This window comes from Pseudomonas sp. GD03875, assembly GCF_029840585.1.
GTDB classification, from domain to species: domain Bacteria; phylum Pseudomonadota; class Gammaproteobacteria; order Pseudomonadales; family Pseudomonadaceae; genus Aquipseudomonas; species Aquipseudomonas paralcaligenes.
In genome coordinates, this window is sequence record NZ_JAOCCV010000042.1 from 1 (window position 1) to 18,440 (window position 18,440).

Sequence of the window (18,440 nt, forward strand, 5' to 3'; positions counted from 1 at the left end):
GTGAGACACATCCATGAAATACCGCCCACTCGGCAACAGTGACATCCGGGTCAGCGCCATCGGCCTCGGCAGCATGACCTGGGGCCACCAGAACAGCGAAGCCGACGCCCACCAACAACTCGACTATGCGCTGTCCCAGGGCGTCAACCTGGTGGACACGGCGGAGATGTACCCCACGCCGACCCGTGGCGAGACCTGGGGCAGCACCGAGCGCTTCATCGGCTCCTGGCTGGCGAAAAGCAAGCGCCGCCAGGATATCGTGCTGGCCAGCAAGATCGTCGGTCCGCCCCGGTTCCCGTCGCAGAACCACATTCGCGAGGGCAAGAGCCGGCACGATGCGAAGAACCTGCGCCTCGCGCTGCTGGGCAGCCTCGACCGCCTGCAGACCGACTACCTGGACCTCTACCAGCTGCACTGGCCGGACCGCAGCACCAACTTCTTCGGCCTGCGCGACTACCCCTGGGTGGAGAACGAGGAGAGCGTCGCCATCGAGGAGACCCTGTCCGCCCTGGCGGATCTGGTGCAGGAGGGGCTGATCCGCCATATCGGCGTGTCCAACGAGACGCCCTGGGGCGTGGCCCGCTTCCTCCAGGCCGCGGAGCGCCTCGGCCTGCCGCGCATCGTCAGCATCCAGAACCCCTACAGCCTGCTCAACCGCCAGTACGAGGGTGGCCTGGCCGAGTTCAGCCATCGCGAGGGGGTGGGCCTGCTGGCCTATTCGCCGCTGGCCTTCGGCGTGCTCACCGGCAAGTACCTGGACGGCGCCCAGCCGGAGGGCGCGCGGCTGTCGGCCGGCTCGCCCTACGGGCGCTTCGGCCGCTACGCCAGCGAGGAAGCCGGCCGCGCCGTGCGCGCCTACGTGGAGCTGGCGCGGTCGCGTGGCCTGTCGCCGGCGCAGCTGGCGCTGGCCTTCGTCCTCGACCGTCCGTTCGTCACCAGCGCGCTGATCGGCGCCACCAGCCTGGCGCAGCTGGAAGAGAACCTGGGCAGCCTGGAGCTGGCCCTGGACGACGGCCTGGTGGAGGCGATCGACGCCATCCACGCGCGCCTGCCCAACCCGTCGCCGTGAACCGGAGGAACGCGCCATGAGTCTTTCCGCTCCCGACACCCTGGCTGGCCCGCGCGCCGTGCCGAGCTGGCGCCTGCCGGCCTGGTCCTTGGTTGCCCTGCGCCGCCCGGGGCTGCTGCTGGCCGGCCTGTTCGTCCTGCTGTTGCTGCTGGCCAGCCTCGAACCGGCCTGGCTGGTGCGCAGCGATCCGCTGGCGGCCAGCGCCCGCGATGCCTTCCAGACGCCCAGCCTGGCCCACTGGCTGGGCACCGACGAGAACGGCCGCGACGTGTTCGCGCGCCTGGTCCACGGCGCCCGCGCCTCGCTGCTGATGGGCGTGGCGGCCACCCTCATCGCGCTGCTCGGCGGCGTCGCCTTCGGCCTCGCGGCCGGCCTCGGCCATCGCTGGGTCGACGCGGCGATCATGCGCTTCGTCGACGTGCTGCTGGCCTTCCCGGACCTGCTGCTGGCCCTGCTGATCATCACCTTCTGGGGCCAGGGCATGCTCAACGCGATCATCGCCATCGGCATCGCCGGCATCCCGCGCTTCGCCCGCATGGTCCGCGCGCAGACCCTGGTGGTGCGCCGCGCGCCCTACGTGGAGGCGGCGCTGACCCTGGGCCTGCCGCGTCCGGTGGTGATCCTGCGCCACGTGCTGCCCAACGCCATCAAGCCGATCCTGATCCTCGCCACCATCAGCATCGGCGGCAACATCGCCGCCGGCGCCTCGCTGAGCTTCCTCGGCTTCGGCGCGCCGCCGCCAGCGCCGGAGTGGGGCTCGATGCTCTCGGTGGGGCGCAACTTCCTGGCCAACGCCTGGTGGCTGGTGGCCGCGCCCGGCGTGGCCGTGACCCTGACCGTGGTAGCGATCACCGCGCTGGGCCGCGCCCTGCTGAAGCACAGCGAGGGCAAGGCGCCATGACCACGTTGATCGCACCGCTCGCGCCGCTGGTCGAGGTCAACGACCTGCGCGTGGGCTTCGCCGGCGCCGAGCCGGTGGTCAAGGGCGTGTCCTTCCAGCTCTACCGGGGCGAGTGCCTGGCCCTGGTCGGCGAGTCCGGCTCGGGCAAGAGCGTCACCTCGCGCACCCTGGTCGGGCTGTCGGGGCAGGGCGCGCAGGTCCGGGCCGGCCACCTGCGCTTCGACGGGCAGGACCTGCTGGCGCGCCGCCCGCGCGACTGGCAGGCGATCCGTGGCGGGCGCATCGGCTTCATCATGCAGGACGCCCTCGGCTCCCTCGACCCGCTGCGCCCGGTCGGCCGCGAGATCGACGAGGCGCTGCGCCTGCACACCACGCTGAACCGCGAGGAGCGGGAGGCGCGGGTGATCGAGCTGCTGCGCTCGGTGGGCATCCCGCAGCCGGAGCTGCGCGCCCGGCAGTACCCGCACCAGCTCTCCGGCGGCCTGCGCCAGCGCGCGCTGATCGCCTCGGCCATCGCCTGCGAGCCGGACCTGTTGATCGCTGACGAGCCGACCACGGCGCTGGACGCCACCGTGCAGGCCCAGGTCATGGCGCTGCTGGAGTCCCTGCGCAGCCGCGACCGGGCCATGCTGGTGGTCAGCCACGACATGGCCGTGGTGTCGCGCCTGACCGACCGGGTGGCGGTGATGCGCCATGGCGAGATCGTCGAGCAGGGGCCGGTCGAGCAGGTGCTCTACGCGCCGCGCGAGGCCTACACCAAGTCGCTGCTGCGCGCCGCCGCGGCGGTGCACGTGCGGCGCGACCCGGCGCTGTCCAGCGACAACGCCGACGCCTTCGCCGAACGCCCGGCGGTGGTCGAGGCGCGGGACCTGACGAAGAGCTTCGTCGGCCCCGACGGCGAGGCCCGCGCGGCGGTGACGCCGACCTCCTTCGTGCTGCGCGCGGGGGAGACCCTGGGCATCGTCGGCGAGTCCGGCTCGGGCAAGACCACCCTGACGCGTATGGTGCTGGCCCTGGAGCGGCCGGACGACGGCGAGGTGCTGCTGCGTGGCCGCCCCTGGCGCTCGCTGTCCGCCCCCGAGCAGCGCCGCGAGCGGCGGCGCATCCAGGTGGTGTTCCAGGACCCGCTCGGCTCGTTCGACCCGCGCTACACGGTCGGCCGGGTGCTGGACGAGGCCCTGGCGGTGGCCGCCGTGCCCGCCGGCGCCCCGCGCCGGCAGCGGGCGGAGGAGCTGCTGCGGCTGGTCCAGCTCGACCCGGCGCTGCTGGCGCGGCGGCCCATCGAGCTGTCCGGCGGCCAGCGCCAGCGCGTCGCCATCGCCCGGGCGCTGGCGGCGGAGCCGGAAGTGCTGGTGTGCGACGAGCCGGTGTCGGCGCTGGACGTGTCGGTACAGGCGCAGATCCTCCAGCTGCTCGCCGATCTCAAGCAACGCCTGGGCCTGGCCTGCCTGTTCATCTCCCACGACCTGGGCGTGGTGCAGCAGGTCAGCGACCGCGTGCTGGTGATGAAGGACGGCGCGGTGGTCGAGAGCGGCCCCGTGCGCGAGGTCTTCGCCCGGCCGCGCCACGCCTACACGCGCACCCTGCTGGCGGCGATTCCCTTCCTGTACATCCACGAGGAGCGCGGCGTCCGTGTCGAAGCAATTGCTCATTAACCTGTTCGAGATGAACTGCGTCAGCCACATCGTCCACGGCCTGTGGGTACACCCGGAGAACAACCGGCACCGCTTCAACGACCTGGACTACTGGACCGAACTGGCGCAGCTGCTGGAGTTCGGCACCTTCGACGGGGTGTTCCTGGCCGATGTGGTCGGCGCCTACGACCAGTTCCGCGGCGGCCCCGAGACCGCCCTGCGCGAGGCGGTGCAGATACCCAGCAACGACCCGCTGCTGGTGATCCCGGCGATGGCCGCGGTGACCCACCACCTGGGCTTCGGCGCCACTTTTTCCACCACCTACGAGCCGCCGTTCGCCTTCGCCCGGCGCATGAGCACCCTGGACCACCTGACCAAGGGCCGGGTCGGCTGGAACATCGTCACCTCCTACCTGCCCAACGCCGCGCGCAACTTCGGCCTGGACGGCGAGGTGCCCCACGACCACCGCTACGAGATCGCCGACGAATACCTGGACGTGCTGTACAAGCTCTGGGAAGGCTGCTGGGACGACGACGCGGTGCTGCTGGACCGGGCCAACCGGGTCTACACCGACCCTGCCAAGGTGCGCTACATCGACCATGTGGGCGAGCACTTCAGGGTGGCCGGGCCGCACCTCTGCCAGCCCTCGCCGCAGCGCACCCCGGTGCTGTTCCAGGCCACTGGCTCGCCGGCCGGCATGGAGTTCGCCGGGCGCCACGCCGAGGTGGTGTTCACCGGCGGCGCCACGCCTGAGGCGGTGCGCCGCAACATCGAGCAGATGCGGGCGAAGGCGCGGGCCCACGGCCGCGATCCGGCGGGGCTGAAGTTCATCGTCCAGGCCGGGGTGATCGTCGGCCGCACCGACCTGGAAGTGCAGGACAAGCTGCGCAGCTACCGCCGCCTGCACAGCGTCGAGGGCGCCCTGGCCCACATGCAGGCACCGCTGGACCTCACCGCGTTCCCGCCGCAGGCGCGGCTGGCCGACGTGCTGCCGCAGGATGGCGCGACCTGGGGCCTGCTGCGGCACAACGACCCGAACGCCACGGTGGCCGACGCCCTGGCGCGGATCAACGGCTTCAACGAGGGGCGCTTCTTCGTCGCCGGCACGCCGAAGACGGTGGCCGACGAGATCGAGAAATGGCTCGACGAGGACGGCATCGACGGCATCAACCTGCGCCAGTACCTGTCGTTCGAGACGGCGCGGGACTTCATCGAACTGGTGGTGCCCGAGCTGCGCCGACGCGGCCGCTTCCGCGACGCCTACACCCCCGGCGAGACCCTGCGCGAGCGCCTGTTCGGCGCCGGCCGCGCGCGGCTGCCGGGCGACCACCACGGGGCGCGCTACCGCGACCCGGCGGCGCTCGGCGCCGCCCGTGAACCACTGCGTTTCCCGCCCGAGGCCCTGGCGGCCGTGGGGGCATGAACATGAGAAAGAAACAACGCCAGGGAGCCAGCCGCACCGCTGCGGCACTGCGCACCCTGCCTACCGGGATGATCGATATGAGCCTGCAGCTATCCAGCATTACTTCCAAGGGTTTCCTCGGCGTGGCCGAGCTGCGCCGGCGCGCCGTCACGCGCCTGGCGCGGATAGGCGAGGGCGCCGCCGAGCGCGAGCGCCAGCGCGAACTGCCGCACCGGCAGATCCGCGAACTGGCCGAGGACCGCCTGCTGACCTGGCGGATTCCCCAGGCCTACGGCGGCAGCGGCGCCAGTGTGCGCGAGGTGGTGCAGTTCGTCGTCGACCTGGCGGCGGTGGACTCCAACGTCGCCCAGGCGCTGCGCCCGAGCTTCTCCTTCATCGAGGGGCTGCTGGTGCGCGGCAGCGAGGAGGAGCGCGAGCGCTGGTTCCCGCGCTACCTGGCCGGCGAGGTGTTCGGCAACGCCGGCTGGGAAATCGGCGGCGCCAACGGCGCCATCAGCGCGCGCATCGTGCGCGAGGGCGAGCACTACCGGGCCAGCGGCAGCAAGTTCTACAGCACCGGCTCGCTGTACGCCGACTGGGTCAGCGCCGTGGCGCTGGACGAGAACGAGCAGCCGGTGTCCTTCATCCTGCCGCGCGACCGCGAGGGCCTGGTGCTGCTCGACGACTTCGACGCCATGGGCCAGCGCCTCACCGCCAGCGGCACCACCGAGCTGAACGACGTGCTGGTGCACGCGCACGAAATCCGCACGCGGCCGAACGAGGAGGGTCAGCGCTCCATCGTCACCCCGTTCCTGCAACTGTTCCTCGCCGCGGTGGAGGCGGGCATCGCCCGCAACGCCCTGAACGACGCGGTGAGCTTCGCCCGGGACCACGCCCGGCCGATCAAGCACAGCAGCGCCAGCCGCTCGGTGGACGACCCCTACGTGGAACTCGCGGTGGGCGAAATCTCCGCCCGCGCCTTCGCCGCCGAGGCCCTGGTGCTGCGCGCCGCCGACAGCATCGACGCGGCCTGGGCCGAAGGGCTGAGCCAGGAGGCGGTGACCCGCGCCTCGGTGGACGTGGCCCAGGCCCAGTACCTGGCGGTGGAGTCCGCGCTCAAGGCCGGCGAGCTGCTGTTCGACGTCGGCGGTGCCTCCACCACCGGGCGTGGCCACAACCTCGACCGCCACTGGCGCAACGCCCGCACCGTGGCCAACCACAACCCGCGCCACTGGAAGGCCGCGGTGGTTGGCGCCTGGCGCCTGAAGGGCACGGAGCCGCCGAACTCCGGGCTGTTCTGAGGTGGGCCGCCGGGAGCCCCTGGAGGTCGCCCGGGCCGAGCCGGCGGCCTCGCCATCGGTGGTCCCGCCAGTGGAGGCCCCACCGTTCCGCCGCGCGGTGCCCACCATCATCGGCTGCGCGCTGTTCATGGAGCTGCTCGACGCCACCGCCGTGCTCACCGCGCTGCCGCAGATGGCGGCCGAGTTCGGCGAGCCGACGGTGCGCATGAACCTGGTGGTGTCGCTGTACCTGCTGGCGGTGGCGCTGTTCGTGCCGGTCAGCGGTTGGGCGGCGGACCGCTTCGGCCCGCGCCGGGTGTTCGTCTTCGCCATCGGCCTGTTCATGGCCGCCTCGCTGGCCTGTGCGGCTTCCACCTCGCTGCTGCAACTATCGCTGTCGCGCCTGCTGCAGGGCGCGGCGGGGGCGATGATGGTGCCGGTGGGGCAGGTGATCCTGCTGCGCTGGGCGCGCCGCGAGCATCTGCTGCAGGCCATGGCGTTCCTCTCGATTCCCGCATTGATCGGCCCGGTGCTGGGCCCGCCCCTGGGCGGGCTGCTGGTCAGCGTGCTGTCGTGGCACTGGATCTTCCTGATCAACCTGCCCATCGGCGTGCTCGGCATCCTGATGATCCGCCGCCACGTGCCGGCCCACCCGGGCCAGCCCGGGGCGCGGCTGGACGGGCGCGGCTTCCTGCTCAGCGGGGTCGGCCTGGCCTGCCTGGTGTTCGCCTTCGAGGCCATCGGCCACGGCCTGCTGCCGCTCGCCTGGGCCGTCCTCCTGCTGCTGGTCGGGCTGGCCAGCGCGTCGCTCTACGTGCGCCATGCGCGGCGCGTGGCGCAGCCGCTGATCGACCTGCGCCTGCTGCGGGTGCCGACCTTCGCCACGGCGATCTGGGCCGGCAACTTGTTCCGCCTGGGCAGCGCCTCGCAGCCGTTCCTGCTGGTGCTGCTGTTCCAGGTGGGCTTCGGCCTCAGCCCGCTGGTGGCCGGCCTGCTGACCCTGGCCGGCGGCGCGGGCGCGCTGACCATCAAGTTTCTCTCGGTACGCATCGTCCAGCGCTTTGGCTTCCGCCGCACGCTAATGGGCAACGCGCTGCTGGCCGGCTGTTCCATCGCCCTGTGCGCTGTGTTCGAGGCGCAGACGCCGTACTGGGTGATCGTCCTGCTGCTGTTCGTCGGCGGCATCATCCGTTCCCTGCAGTTCAGCACCCTGGGCGCGCTGACTTTCTCCGACGTGCCGGCGGAGCTGGCCAGCCGCGCCAGCAGCCTGTCGGCGATGTCCATGCAGCTCAGCATGAGCCTGGCCGTGGGCCTGGCGGCGGTGCTGCTGAGCGCGATCATGAACCTGCGCGGCCACACGGACATCCAGGCCTCGGACCTGAGCCTGGCGATGCTGCTGTGCGGCACGCTGTGCGCGTCGTCCTGGCTGCTGTTCCGCCGCCTGGGCCGGCAGGCCGGCAGCGCCGTCACGGGAACCCCTTAGGGGCGCCCTGCATGGTCGAGCCCGGCACGGGCCAGGATTTCGGTGTTGTCCACCGTGTCGATCTGCTCCGCCCGCAGGTGGCGCTCGGCGTAGGCCTGGGGGACGCCGGAGGTGACGAACAGGGCGAACAGTTCCGGATCGATGTGGGCGTCGCGGCACATGCGGGCCATGATGGCGAGCGCTTCGCTCAGGGTCTTGCCCTGCTTGTAGGGGCGGTCCACCGCGGTGAGGGCCTCGAAGATGTCGGCGATGGCCATCATCCGTGCCGGCAGGCTCATGTCCTCGCGCTTCAGGCGTTTCGGATAGCCGCTGCCGTCCATTTTCTCGTGGTGCCCGCCGGCGATCTCCGCGACGTTCGCCAGGTGCCGGGGGAAGGGCAGGTGGTCGAGCATGCGGATGGTCTGCACGATGTGGTTGTTGATGATGTAGCGCTCCTCGGGGGTGAGGGTGCCGCGGGCGATGCCCAGGTTGTACAGCTCGCCGCGGTTGTACTTGTACGGCGGCACGTCCAGCCGGAAGCCCCAGGGGTTGTCGGCCGGTATCGCCTCGCTGGGCGGGCGCTCGAACAGGTGCTCGGGCCTGTCCGCCAGCAGCGGCTCCCGCACCGGCAGCTCCGGCGCCGGGGTGCGGTCCTGGCGCTGGTTTTCTTCCCAGGACACGCCGATGCGGTCGTCCAAGGTGCGCGTCCAGGTCCTGCCGGCGATGCTGGCGAGGCGTTCCCGGTCAGCCTCTTCCATGGCCTCGCCGCCCAGGTTGCAGCGGGCGACGAAGGCGAATTCCTCGTCCAGGGTGGCCAGGGTCTCGTCCCGCAGGTCGGCCAGGACAGCCTCGTCGCCGCCCCGGGCCACACCTTCCCAGTAGGCCACCCAGGCATCGCGCTTGATCAGTTCGAAGCGCATGCGGACCTCGTGGATGCGGTCGTACAGGGTCTCCAGCTTGGTCGCCTTGTCCACCACGTGCTCGGGAGTGGTGACCTTGCCGCAGTCGTGCAGCCAGGCGGCGATGTGCAGGGCCTCCCAGTCCTCGTCGCTCGGCCGGTAGTCCCGGAACGGCTCGGACTCGCTGTCGGCGGCGGCCCGGGCCAGCATCAGGGTCAGTTCCGGCACCCGCTGGCAATGGCCGCCGGTATAGGGGCTCTTGGCGTCGATGGCGCCGGCGATCAGCTGGATGAAGGCGTCGAGCAGGCGTTTCTGCTGTTCCAGCAGGCGCTGGCTCTCGATGCACAGGGCAGCCACGCCGGACACCGCCTCGACATAGGCGATGCGCTGCGGGCGCAGCATGGCCGGTTCGGCTTCCTCACCGGTGTCGCGGTGCAGCAGCAGGAGCACGCCGAGGGTCTCGCCCTGGCGGTTGTGCAGGCCGGTGCAGACCAGGTGCACGCGGGGGCTGTCCAGGGTGTGCAGCAGGCTCTGCAGGCCGTTGGCCTGGTCGAAGCCGAGCGAGGCCACGGCGGTGTCGCCGCCTTCGGCGGGCTGCCGCACCCAGTCGGGCATCCGTGCTTCGCCCGGCACGTAGGTGGGGATGCGGTGTTCCTCGAGGCTGTGCTGCTCGTTGTTGATGAACAGGCCGTGGGGTTCCAGGGCGCCGCTGTCGCGGTCGCGCAGGTAGAGCAGGCCGGCGCTGGCCTCGCTGAGGTCCACCGTCTCGCGCAGCACCCGGCGCAGCAGGGCGTCGAAGCGGGTCTCGGCGGACAGGCTGGCGGTGATCTCGAGGAAGCCGGACAGGGTTTCCTTCATCCGCCCCATGGCCAGCGCCAGCTGGTCGATCTCCAGCACCGGCGAGCGGCCGCTGGCGGGGTGGGCGAAGTCGAAGCTGCGAATGGCCTCGGCTTCGACCACCAGGGCGCGTAGCGGCCTGACCAGCAGTCGCGACATCAGCCAGCCCAGCGGGATGCACAGCAGCAGGATCGCCAGGGTGAGGACCGCGCCCTGCCAGCGGATGCGGTAGGCGTCGGCGAGCAGTTCCTGCTCCGGGGCCAGCAGGGCCAGGCGCAGGCCGTTGGGTCCGCCCTCGGCGAGCTGGCTGTAGGAGACCTGCCAGCGCTTGCCGGCGAGTTTCATTGCGCCTTCGCGGTCCTTGGCGAGGTCTCGCTGGAACAGCTCGCCGAGCGCCGGGCTGAGCCGCTCCACCGGCACCAGTTCGGCGGACTCGCTGTTCAGCACCAGCCGCTCCACGTCCGGGTAGGCCACCGCGGCGCCGTCGGGGCGGTACAGCACCAGTTCGGTCGAGGGTGTCACCTGGTGCCGCGCCAGGGTCGCCGACAGGTCGGCCAGGGTCAGGTCGGCGCCGAGCACGGCGCCGCTGGCGCTTACCCGGGCGAGGGTGGTGCCCACGTCGCGGGTGGAGAAGAACACGTAGGGCTCGGTGGTGATCAGGTCACCGCTCGCCCGGGCGCTGGCGTACCAGTCGCGGCTGCGTGGGTCGTAGCTTTCACTCAACTGCTGGCGGCGGCTGATCGGGTTGAGGCCGGCATCGAAGTAGTGCGCCTCGGACAGCGGCCGCGCGTCGCCACTGCGCTCGATGCTCCAGACCTGGTAGGCGGCGCCGGCCGGCGCGTCGAAGATCCGCTTGAGGCGCTCGTCGCGCAGCGGCCGCACCATGAAGAAGTCGCCGTCCTCGTAGCCCAGGTAGAGCGAGGCCAGCGTCGGGTTGTCGCGCAGCGCCTGGGCGAACACCGGCAGCAGACCCATGCGCTGGCGGGTGTCCAGAAACGGGCCGCGATCATCGAGGGCGAGCAGGCCGAGCAGGTGGCGGATCGGCTGGTAGGTGTGCCGCAGGTCGGCCTCGACCTGGTCGCGGATCTGGCCGAACAGCTGCTGGCTGCTGGAGAGGATGATCCGGGTGGTCTGGTGGTAGTTGAACAGGCCGAGCAGGGTGCCGCTGCCCAGCAGCAGGAGCGTGAACAGCACGCTGATGTGAACGTGAAGTGGAAAGCGCCGTCCTTTTCCGTGGATCTTGCCCTGCATGTTCCTGCTCCGCAGCGTTCCCGGTCAGGGCAAAAGCATAGACGCTCGGTCAGGATTGCGAAGGCGCCTTGCCGCGTTCCAGCCACTGTTGCAGGCCGTGCATCAGCAGCGCCACCAGCATCGCCAGCACCACACCGATCAGGCTGTTGAACAGGCGCACCTGGGCCAGGTGCCAGTCGTGGGACAGGCTCTCGGCCAGGAGCACGAAGCTGATCGTCACCTGCAGCACGAACAGGCCGTAGTGGTGGGCCTGGAAGGCGCGGCTGAGGATGATCAGCGGCAGGATGAAGGCGACCATCAGCGGCGGGCTCTGCAGGCTGTGGCCGAAGTAGATCAGCAGCAGGGAAGCGCACAGGCTGGCCATGCTCAATTGCAAGGCGCGCACCAGGCTGCCGCGCATTTCCAGCTGCAGGGTGGCGATCAGCGCCAGGGTCAGCCAGTAGCCGCGCTGCAGCCCGGCCACCTGCACGATCAGGCCCGCCGCGGCGCAGCCCAGGGTGTAGCCCAGCGCGTGCAGCCGCCAGCGCTGTTCCGGCAGGCGCCTGGCATGGCGCTTGAGCACCTTGAGGACGGCCATCAGGCGTGGCATGTGCGGCCACATGCGCAGGCCGTGCACTCCGCGCAGGCCGAAGGCGAGCAGGGCGACCCAGAGGCCGCCGAGGACGAACAGGGCTGCCACCGCGTCGGCGTTCTTCAGCGTGCCCAGGCCGTGCTGCCCCTGGCCGAGGCACAGGCATACCGCCAGGCCCAGGCCGAGCTTGCCGGCCTCGGTACCGAAGCGCTGCAGCCAGGCCAGGAGGAAGCCGTACAGGGCGAACAGGCCGAGGCTGAGCGCGGGATGGCTGACCGACCAGAAGCCCAGGCCCGCGCTGCAGGCGCCGAGCAGGACGAGCAGCAGCAGGCGAAGCATGCCGAAGCGGTGCAGCGGGTTGGCCTGGGCCGCCTGGAAGGCGCCGGCCGAGGCCCAGAGGAAGCCCGGGTGGCCGCTGAACAGGCCTAGCAGCAGGGGCAGGGCGCAGCCGAGGCCGGCGACCACCGCCGGGCCCCAGGCCGGAGGGCCCGCGTGCCAGGTGATCGCCTGCCGGAACAGCGCCTTCATCGTTTCACACCGGGCTGGAGCGCCCGGTCATTTCCCGGGCCATTTCGGTGGCGTAGCTGTCGGTCATGCCGGCGATGAAGTCGATCATGCGCAGGAACGACAGGTACAGCGGCCAGCCCGGCTCCGGCGCGTAGTGGGCCAGCAGGTCGAGGATGCGCCGGTTCTTGAACGAGAGGTCGCGTCCCGAGTGCTGTTCCAGCGCCGCGCCACAGAAGGCGTTGAGGAGGATTTCCAGGGTGGTGTAGGCGCCGATCTCGTGCAGGGTCTTGCGCTTGTCCTGGAAGATCCGCTCGCGCGCCACCGCCTTGGCGCGCAGCACGCAGCGCTTGGCCGGGCCGTGCATGTGCTCCACCAGGTCGCCTTCGAGGCTGCCTTGCAGCAGCGCCGGCTGCTGCTCGACGAAGGCGCGGGCGGCGGCGTTGGTCAGGTGCTCGATGGCCTTGCCGCGGAGGATCGCCAGCTTGCGCCGCCGCGAGTCGTTGGGGCCGAGCTGGCGGTAGGTTTCCGGCAGGTCGTCGCCGACCAGGTCGAACAGCAGCGCCTCGACTTCCGCGTAGTCGAGCAGCTCCATCTCCACGCCATCCTCCAGGTCGATCAGCGCGTAGCAGATGTCGTCGGCCGCCTCCATCAGGAACACCAGCGGGTGGCGCGCCCAGCGCTGTTCGTCGATCTGCGGCAGGCCGAGCTTGGCGGCGATCTGCTCCAGGCGCGGCAGCTCGTTCTGGTAGCAGCCGAACTTGTGCTTCTTGTAGCCGAGAGCCTCGGCGTGGCGAGCGGTCCAGGGGTATTTCAGATAGGTGCCGAGGGTGGCGTAGGTCAGCCGCATGCCGCCGTCGAACTGGTGGTATTCCAGCTGGGTCAGCACCCGGAAGCCCTGGGCGTTGCCCTCGAAGCTGAGGAAGTCGGCGCGCTCGGCGTCGCTCATGTCGTCCAGCCAGCCGCGCCCGGCGGCCTGGCGGAACCAGTGGCGGATGGCGTCTTCGCCCGAGTGGCCGAACGGCGGGTTGCCGATGTCGTGGGCCAGGCAGGCGGACTGCACGATCACCCCCAGGTCGCTCGGCGCGCACCAGTCCGGCAACTCGCCGCGCAGCATCTCGCCGACGCGCATGCCGAGGGAGCGGCCGACGCAGCCCACTTCCAGCGAGTGGGTGAGGCGGGTGTGGATGTGGTCGTTGCTGGAGACCGGGTGGACCTGGGTCTTGCGGCCCAGACGGCGGAAGGCGCCGGAAAAGATGATGCGGTCGTGATCCTTGTGGAACGGGCTGCGGCCGAGTTCGTCGGAGCTGTGCACGGGTTTGCCCAGCCGTTCGCGGGTGAGCAGGGTTTGCCAATCCAAGGGCTGTCCTCGCCGATTCATTTGGCGCTAGCTTCGGCGTTCGCGCCGGCGCCTGCAAGGGGCCGCCGCCGTGGCCCCGGTCCGCCGGGCGGGCGACGGGCGGTGGCGGGATTTTTGCGGCCACGGTGATATCGTCGTGACATCGCAGACATAACAACAATGAGCATTGCGCACGTGATCTCCGAAGCCGCCTTGCCCAGGAACTCGCAGCAGCAGTTGCGCGTCCGCCGCTTCCTGATGAGCGTGGCCATGTACGTGCTGGCCAGCGTTCCCCAGGGCGTGTCCCTCTACAACGATATTTCCCCCGCCTGGGTGATGCAGGTCTGGGCCGTGATCGCGGCGCTCACCAACCTGGGCTTCTACCTGCTGTTCCACTTCGGCATCAACCGGCGCTTCCGCGACCCGAGCATGACCATGGCGCAGATGGTGGCGGCCATCGCCATGGTGCTGTTCACCCAGCTCTACGCGGGCGAGGCGAGGGGCGCCTACCTGGTGGTGCTGCTGATCATCATGATGTTCGGCTGCTTCAAGCTGCGCACCCGCCAGTTGCTGATGCTCAGCCTGCTGACGATCGCCGCCTACGCCATGACCCTGCCGGTGATCCAGCGCATCGACGGCGAGCGCTTCAACCTGGCGGTGGAGATGGTGCTCTGGTGCAGCTTCTCCGTCTTCCTGCCGTTCATCTCGGTGCTCGGCGGCAGCATCAGCGACCTGCGCAAGAAGCTGATGGCCAGCAATGCCCAGTTGCAGGAGGTGCTGCAGCAGGTCACCGAGCTGGCCACCCACGACGAGCTGACCGGGGCCTACAACCGCCGCTACCTGCTGGAAATGCTCGGCCACGAGAAGAACCGGACCGACCGCGGCGGCGCCGGCTTCTGCGTGTGTATCTTCGATCTCGACCACTTCAAGCGGATCAACGACACCTATGGCCACCCGGCGGGCGACGAGGTGCTCAGGACTTTCGCCGGCACCGTGCAGCCGCTGCTGCGCAGCACCGATTTCTTCGCCCGCTACGGTGGCGAGGAGTTCATCCTGTTCCTGCCCCAGACCACCATCGAGATGGCCCAGCACTGCATCAAGCGCATGCAGGAGGCGCTGGCCGAGGTCTCCTACGACGGCCTGCCGGAGGGGGCACGCGTCACCGCGTCCATCGGCGTGGCCCAGTATTACCTGCTGGAAAGCGTATCGGAGCTGATCGAGCGGGCCGACAAGGCGCTGTACCGCGCCAAGCAGAACGGCCGCGACCGCATGGAGCTGGCCCCCTTCCACCGGCCGATCCTGATGTAGTCGTCACCCCACGGTCAGAAGCCCGCCGCGTCGATATCCAGCAGCAGGAGCCGGCGGCCGCTGTCGATGAACTGGCCGGCCGTCAGGCAGTACTGGTTGCTGGTGGCGTCGCGGTAGGTGTTGGACAGGGTCAGCCGGCGCTCCGCCCAGCCTTCCGCCAGCAACTGGTAGAAGTAGGGCCGCCAGGACCAGTTGTGGCCCAGGTAGCGGGCGTCTTCCTGCCAGCGCTGGCCGTCCCACTGCAGGTTGGGGCTGACCTGGGTGCCGTGGCGGTCGCACTGGTAGATGCGCAGCAGCCAGGGATAGTCGGTGGGCCGCAGCAGCGAGTCGAGGCTGCCGCCGCGCTCGGCCCAGCGGCGCACCAGCCCCATCAGTTCGGCCAGCTGCTGCTGCAGCTTCACCAGGCGGGCGCGTTCGGCCAGCTTGTGCTGCACGTACTGCTCGCGGAGCTTGGCGAAGCGCTTGACGAAGGCGTCGCTGGCGAAGAAGCGCTCCTCGGGCTTGGCGAACAGGTAGCCCTGCACGTAGCGCGCGCCACACTCCAGGGCGAAGTCCAGTTCGGCCTCGGTCTCGACGCCCTCGGCGATGATCCAGCAGCCGGTCTTCTCTGCCATCTGCGCCAGCGCCTTGACCACTTCGCCGCTGGGCCCGCCCCGGGCGGCGGCCTGGAACAGGCGCATGTCCAGCTTGAGGATGTCCGGCTGCAGGGCCAGTACCCGGTCCAGCTGCGAGTAGCCGGCGCCGAAGTCGTCGATGGCGATGCGCGCCCCGGCTTCCCGGTAGCGCGCCACCACCTCGGACAGCTTCTGGCTGGCTCCGCCGAGCTCGGTGATCTCGAACACCACCCGCTCCGGCGGCACGCCGTGGCGCTGCAACTGCTTGAGGCTGTGCAGGGCCTGGTTGGGGCGCATGCGGGTGATCCAGCGCGGCGAGATGTTGATGCTGATGAACCACTCACGCGGCGCGGCGTGCAGGCGGGAGAGGGCGTCGTCGCGGATCTGCCGATCCAGGCGGCGCAGGTGGGCGGGGGAGACCCTGGGGTCGGTGAACAGTGGCCCCACCGAGCGCAGGGCGCCGTCCTCCTGGCGCAATCGGCCGAGGGCTTCGACCCCGGCGATGCGCCCGGTGGCGGTGTCGATGAAGGGCTGGAAGACTGCTGTGGGTTGCCCGTCGATCACGGACCGTTTCCTTGCTCAGATGAAAAAACCTGACCGGACGGACCGGTCGACGACTCATCGCTTTTGCAAGAATGCGGCCAGATGTTTCAACGATGGTGCAGTTCGAGAGCGTCCTTCTTCTTGCTCTGCTGCAACCCCTTCACCAGCGGATAGATGACCATGGCGCCGCGCGCCAGCTTGCCGAAGGTGCCCAGACGCCCGCCGAACAGGGTCAGGAACACGCCGGCGGCCATCATCAGCGGTGTCTTCACGTTGGTCGCGCTGCCGCGCCGCGCCTGCCGCAACTGCTGCAGCGGGTGGGTCAGCGGCTGCGCGTGGTAGCGCAGCTGCTGGCGGTTCATTTCCATGCGCAGGCGAACCAACTCCTTGCGCATGTCGCGGCGTGCCGCGCTGGATAGCGATTGGCTCATGGCAGCAGGCGCTCCTTGTCGCGTGCAAGCTCCGCCAGCGTGGCCCGGAACGGCGACTCACCCTGACGTGCCAGGTGCATGGCCTTGGCCACGCAGAAGGCCAGTGCCGCGCCGAACACCAGGCAGAGCCCGATGGCGGCGGGCAGGCGGTGGGTATCCCAGAAGGCGATCAGCACCACGGTGGACAGGCCCAGCAGGACCAACAGCGCGAAGATCAGGCAGAGTCCGGAGAAGAGGAACAGCCGGAAGGCGCGCGACTTCTCTTCCTGGAACTCGATACCCAGTAGTTCCAGATGGCCCTGCACCAGGCCGACCACGGCACCACCCAGCTTCTTCAGGGAAGGCTTGGGCGGCTCTGGAGCCGGCTGGGGCTGCAGGTCGTCGATGTGCATGTCGTCCATGGCGCGCCCCGCTTCAGCGACGGCCGGCCAGCAGGCCGAGCAGGAAACCTACGCCGGCGGCGACACCCAGGGTCTGCCAGGGGTGCTGCTGGACGTATTCCTCGGTCTTGGCCACGGCCAGGCGGCCTTGCTCTTCCAGGGTCTGCTCGGTGTCCTTGAGGATGACCTTGGCCCGGTCGATGTTGTTGCTGATGCGCGCACGCAGCTCGTCCACTTGGACGCCGGCGACCTCGGAGGTCTGCTTCAGCAGGCTCTCGGTGTCGTTGACCAGCGCCTGGAACTCGGACGACAGGGCGTTCTGCGCATCGCGCAGGTTGCGGCGATGGGCTTCCTTGTCGATGTTCGACGCGATTTTCTTGCCGGTGGCTTCGAAGCCGGACAGATCGGAGTTAGGGGTAGTGGGCATGGCTCTCTCTCCTGAGATCGTGGTTGCGGACTCTTCAGGTTCGAGCGGCCCCGTCGCGGCCAGGTTCAGCTTTTTTTCGCCCACCCCTGGCACAGCTTTTGCCACGTCGTGGTGCGCCATGGCCCTACGGTGCCCCCATGAGGGGCGCCGAGTCCATGGTGGTTCCGCTGCCTCTTTTCGTATGTCGCTGAAAAACAAGCCGAAAAATCGATTCCTCGATTTTCCGGCGAGTGTTCTGCGCGGAAGCGGGGTGCGGCCATCGACCGGCACCCGGGGCTTATGCTCGCCTTTGGTGCGCCAGGTCGTGGAAGAGATCTTTTTTGGTGCCTTTCTGCCGGGAAAACCCTTCGATGGAAAACCTACACAGCGCCGTGGAAACCCTCATCCACGGTTCCAACACCCTGTTCATTCTGCTGGGCGCGATCATGGTCCTGGCCATGCACGCCGGCTTCGCCTTTCTGGAAGTGGGCACGGTGCGCCACAAGAACCAGGTCAACGCCCTGTCGAAGATCCTCTCCGACTTCGCCGTCTCGGCCCTGGCCTATTTCTTCGTCGGCTACTGGGTGGCCTACGGCGTGAACTTCTTCGCCCCGGCGGCGGCCCTCACCGAGGGCAGCGGCTACGCGCTGGTGAAGTTCTTCTTCCTGCTGACCTTCGCCGCCGCCATTCCCGCGATCATCTCCGGCGGCATCGCCGAGCGCGCCCGGTTCGGCCCGCAGCTGTGCGCCACGCTGCTGATCGTGGCCCTGGTCTATCCCTTCTTCGAGGGCCTGATCTGGAACGGCAACTTCGGCCTGCAGGCCTGGCTGGCCGAGCGCTTCGGCGCCTCGTTCCACGACTTCGCCGGCTCGGTGGTGGTGCACGCGGTGGGCGGCTGGCTGGCGTTCGGCGCGGTGATCCTGCTCGGTCGCCGCGACGGCCGCTACCGTGACGGCCGCCTGGTGGCCTTCGCGCCGTCGAACATCCCGTTCCTCGCACTGGGCTCGTGGATCCTGATCATCGGCTGGTTTGGCTTCAACGTGATGAGCGCCCAGACCCTGGGCAGCATCAGCGGCCTGGTGGCGGTCAACTCGCTGATGGCCATGGTCGGCGGCACCGTCGCCGCGCTGCTGGTGGGGCGCAACGACCCCGGCTTCCTGCACAACGGTCCGCTGGCCGGCCTGGTGGCGATCTGCGCCGGCTCCGACCTGATGCACCCGGTCGGCGCGCTGGTGACCGGCGCCATCGCCGGCGTGCTGTTCGTCTGGGCGTTCACCGCCACCCAGGTGAAGTGGAAGATCGACGATGTGCTCGGCGTCTGGCCGCTGCACGGCCTGTGCGGGGTTTGGGGCGGCATCGCCTGCGGCATCTTCGGCCAGAGCTACCTGGGCGGTCTCGGCGGCGTCAGCCTGGTGAGCCAGGCGATCGGCACCGCACTGGGCGTGCTGGTGGCGCTGGTCGGCGGTTTCCTGGTCTACGGCCTGCTCAAGGCGGTGGCCGGCATCCGCCTGAGCCAGGAGCAGGAGTACTACGGCGCCGACCTGTCGATCCACAAGATCGGCGCCAACAGCCAGGACTGAGGCTGCTTCGGGGCGGCCTTCGGCCTGTC

The 18,440-nt window shown here is 69.8% G+C and carries 15 protein-coding genes; 8 read left to right on the forward strand and 7 right to left on the reverse strand.

Annotated features, from left to right (window positions below; all coding sequences use genetic code 11):
- Window positions 1-13: 13 nt before the first annotated feature.
- The 6 genes from N5D30_RS23785 to N5D30_RS23810 all read left to right on the forward strand — a co-directional run bounded on the left by N5D30_RS23785 (window position 14) and on the right by N5D30_RS23810 (window position 7,769).
- Entirely contained in the window at window positions 14-1,069 is a 1,056-nt protein-coding gene (locus N5D30_RS23785) for an NADP(H)-dependent aldo-keto reductase (protein ID WP_279910948.1), read from the forward strand.
- Window positions 1,070-1,085: 16 nt separating this feature from the next.
- Entirely contained in the window at window positions 1,086-1,970 is an 885-nt protein-coding gene (locus tag N5D30_RS23790; protein WP_279910949.1) for an ABC transporter permease, read from the forward strand.
- Window positions 1,967-3,625, forward strand: coding sequence for an ABC transporter ATP-binding protein (locus N5D30_RS23795; RefSeq protein WP_279910951.1), 1,659 nt, complete (start codon window positions 1,967-1,969; stop codon window positions 3,623-3,625). Before N5D30_RS23790 ends, N5D30_RS23795 begins: the two co-directional genes overlap by 4 nt.
- Window positions 3,603-5,027 (forward strand): LLM class flavin-dependent oxidoreductase, encoded by a 1,425-nt coding sequence (locus tag N5D30_RS23800; RefSeq protein ID WP_279910952.1) that lies wholly within the window; start codon window positions 3,603-3,605, stop codon window positions 5,025-5,027. Before N5D30_RS23795 ends, N5D30_RS23800 begins: the two co-directional genes overlap by 23 nt.
- Window positions 5,028-5,104: 77 nt before the next feature.
- Window positions 5,105-6,307 (forward strand): acyl-CoA dehydrogenase family protein, encoded by a 1,203-nt coding sequence (locus tag N5D30_RS23805; protein ID WP_279910953.1) that lies wholly within the window; start codon window positions 5,105-5,107, stop codon window positions 6,305-6,307.
- A 127-nt stretch (window positions 6,308-6,434) separates the two neighbouring features.
- Complete coding sequence (locus N5D30_RS23810) at window positions 6,435-7,769, forward strand: MFS transporter (protein WP_347881213.1); 1,335 nt, start codon at window positions 6,435-6,437, stop codon at window positions 7,767-7,769.
- Here N5D30_RS23810 and N5D30_RS23815 read toward each other — a convergent pair.
- Genes N5D30_RS23815 through N5D30_RS23825 form a run of 3 tightly spaced genes read right to left on the reverse strand, consistent with a single transcriptional unit; the run spans window position 7,766 to window position 13,170 of the window.
- Window positions 7,766-10,735, reverse strand: coding sequence for an HD domain-containing phosphohydrolase (locus N5D30_RS23815; RefSeq protein WP_279910955.1), 2,970 nt, complete (start codon window positions 10,733-10,735; stop codon window positions 7,766-7,768). The two genes, N5D30_RS23810 and N5D30_RS23815, sit on opposite strands and share 4 nt — an antisense overlap.
- Before the next feature lie 49 nt (window positions 10,736-10,784).
- On the reverse strand, window positions 10,785-11,834 hold the full coding sequence (locus N5D30_RS23820; protein WP_220815219.1) for an FUSC family protein: 1,050 nt from the start codon (window positions 11,832-11,834) through the stop codon (window positions 10,785-10,787).
- Between the two features lie 4 nt (window positions 11,835-11,838).
- Window positions 11,839-13,170 carry a deoxyguanosinetriphosphate triphosphohydrolase gene (locus tag N5D30_RS23825; protein WP_279910956.1) on the reverse strand — a complete coding sequence of 444 codons (1,332 nt, stop codon included), beginning with the start codon at window positions 13,168-13,170 and terminating at the stop codon, window positions 11,839-11,841.
- Between the two features lie 159 nt (window positions 13,171-13,329).
- On the opposite strand from N5D30_RS23825, the gene N5D30_RS23830 reads away from it, so the two are divergent.
- On the forward strand, window positions 13,330-14,457 hold the full coding sequence (locus N5D30_RS23830) for a GGDEF domain-containing protein (protein ID WP_279910957.1): 1,128 nt from the start codon (window positions 13,330-13,332) through the stop codon (window positions 14,455-14,457).
- Window positions 14,458-14,471: 14 nt separating this feature from the next.
- Here N5D30_RS23830 and N5D30_RS23835 read toward each other — a convergent pair whose 3' ends face one another.
- From N5D30_RS23835 to N5D30_RS23850, 4 genes are all read right to left on the reverse strand, one after another.
- Window positions 14,472-15,635 (reverse strand): EAL domain-containing protein, encoded by a 1,164-nt coding sequence (locus N5D30_RS23835; RefSeq protein WP_279910958.1) that lies wholly within the window; start codon window positions 15,633-15,635, stop codon window positions 14,472-14,474.
- An 86-nt stretch (window positions 15,636-15,721) separates the two neighbouring features.
- Window positions 15,722-16,045, reverse strand: a complete 324-nt coding sequence (locus N5D30_RS23840) for a hypothetical protein (protein ID WP_279910959.1) — start codon at window positions 16,043-16,045, stop codon at window positions 15,722-15,724.
- Window positions 16,042-16,446 (reverse strand): phage holin family protein, encoded by a 405-nt coding sequence (locus N5D30_RS23845; RefSeq protein ID WP_262880210.1) that lies wholly within the window; start codon window positions 16,444-16,446, stop codon window positions 16,042-16,044. The genes N5D30_RS23840 and N5D30_RS23845 overlap by 4 nt, the downstream gene beginning before the upstream one ends.
- 13 nt (window positions 16,447-16,459) lie before the next feature.
- Window positions 16,460-16,852, reverse strand: a complete 393-nt coding sequence (locus N5D30_RS23850) for a DUF883 family protein (RefSeq protein ID WP_220815214.1) — start codon at window positions 16,850-16,852, stop codon at window positions 16,460-16,462.
- Between the two features lie 350 nt (window positions 16,853-17,202).
- On the opposite strand from N5D30_RS23850, the gene N5D30_RS23855 reads away from it, so the two are divergent.
- Window positions 17,203-18,411 (forward strand): ammonium transporter, encoded by a 1,209-nt coding sequence (locus tag N5D30_RS23855; RefSeq protein ID WP_279910960.1) that lies wholly within the window; start codon window positions 17,203-17,205, stop codon window positions 18,409-18,411.
- Window positions 18,412-18,440 lie beyond the last annotated feature (29 nt).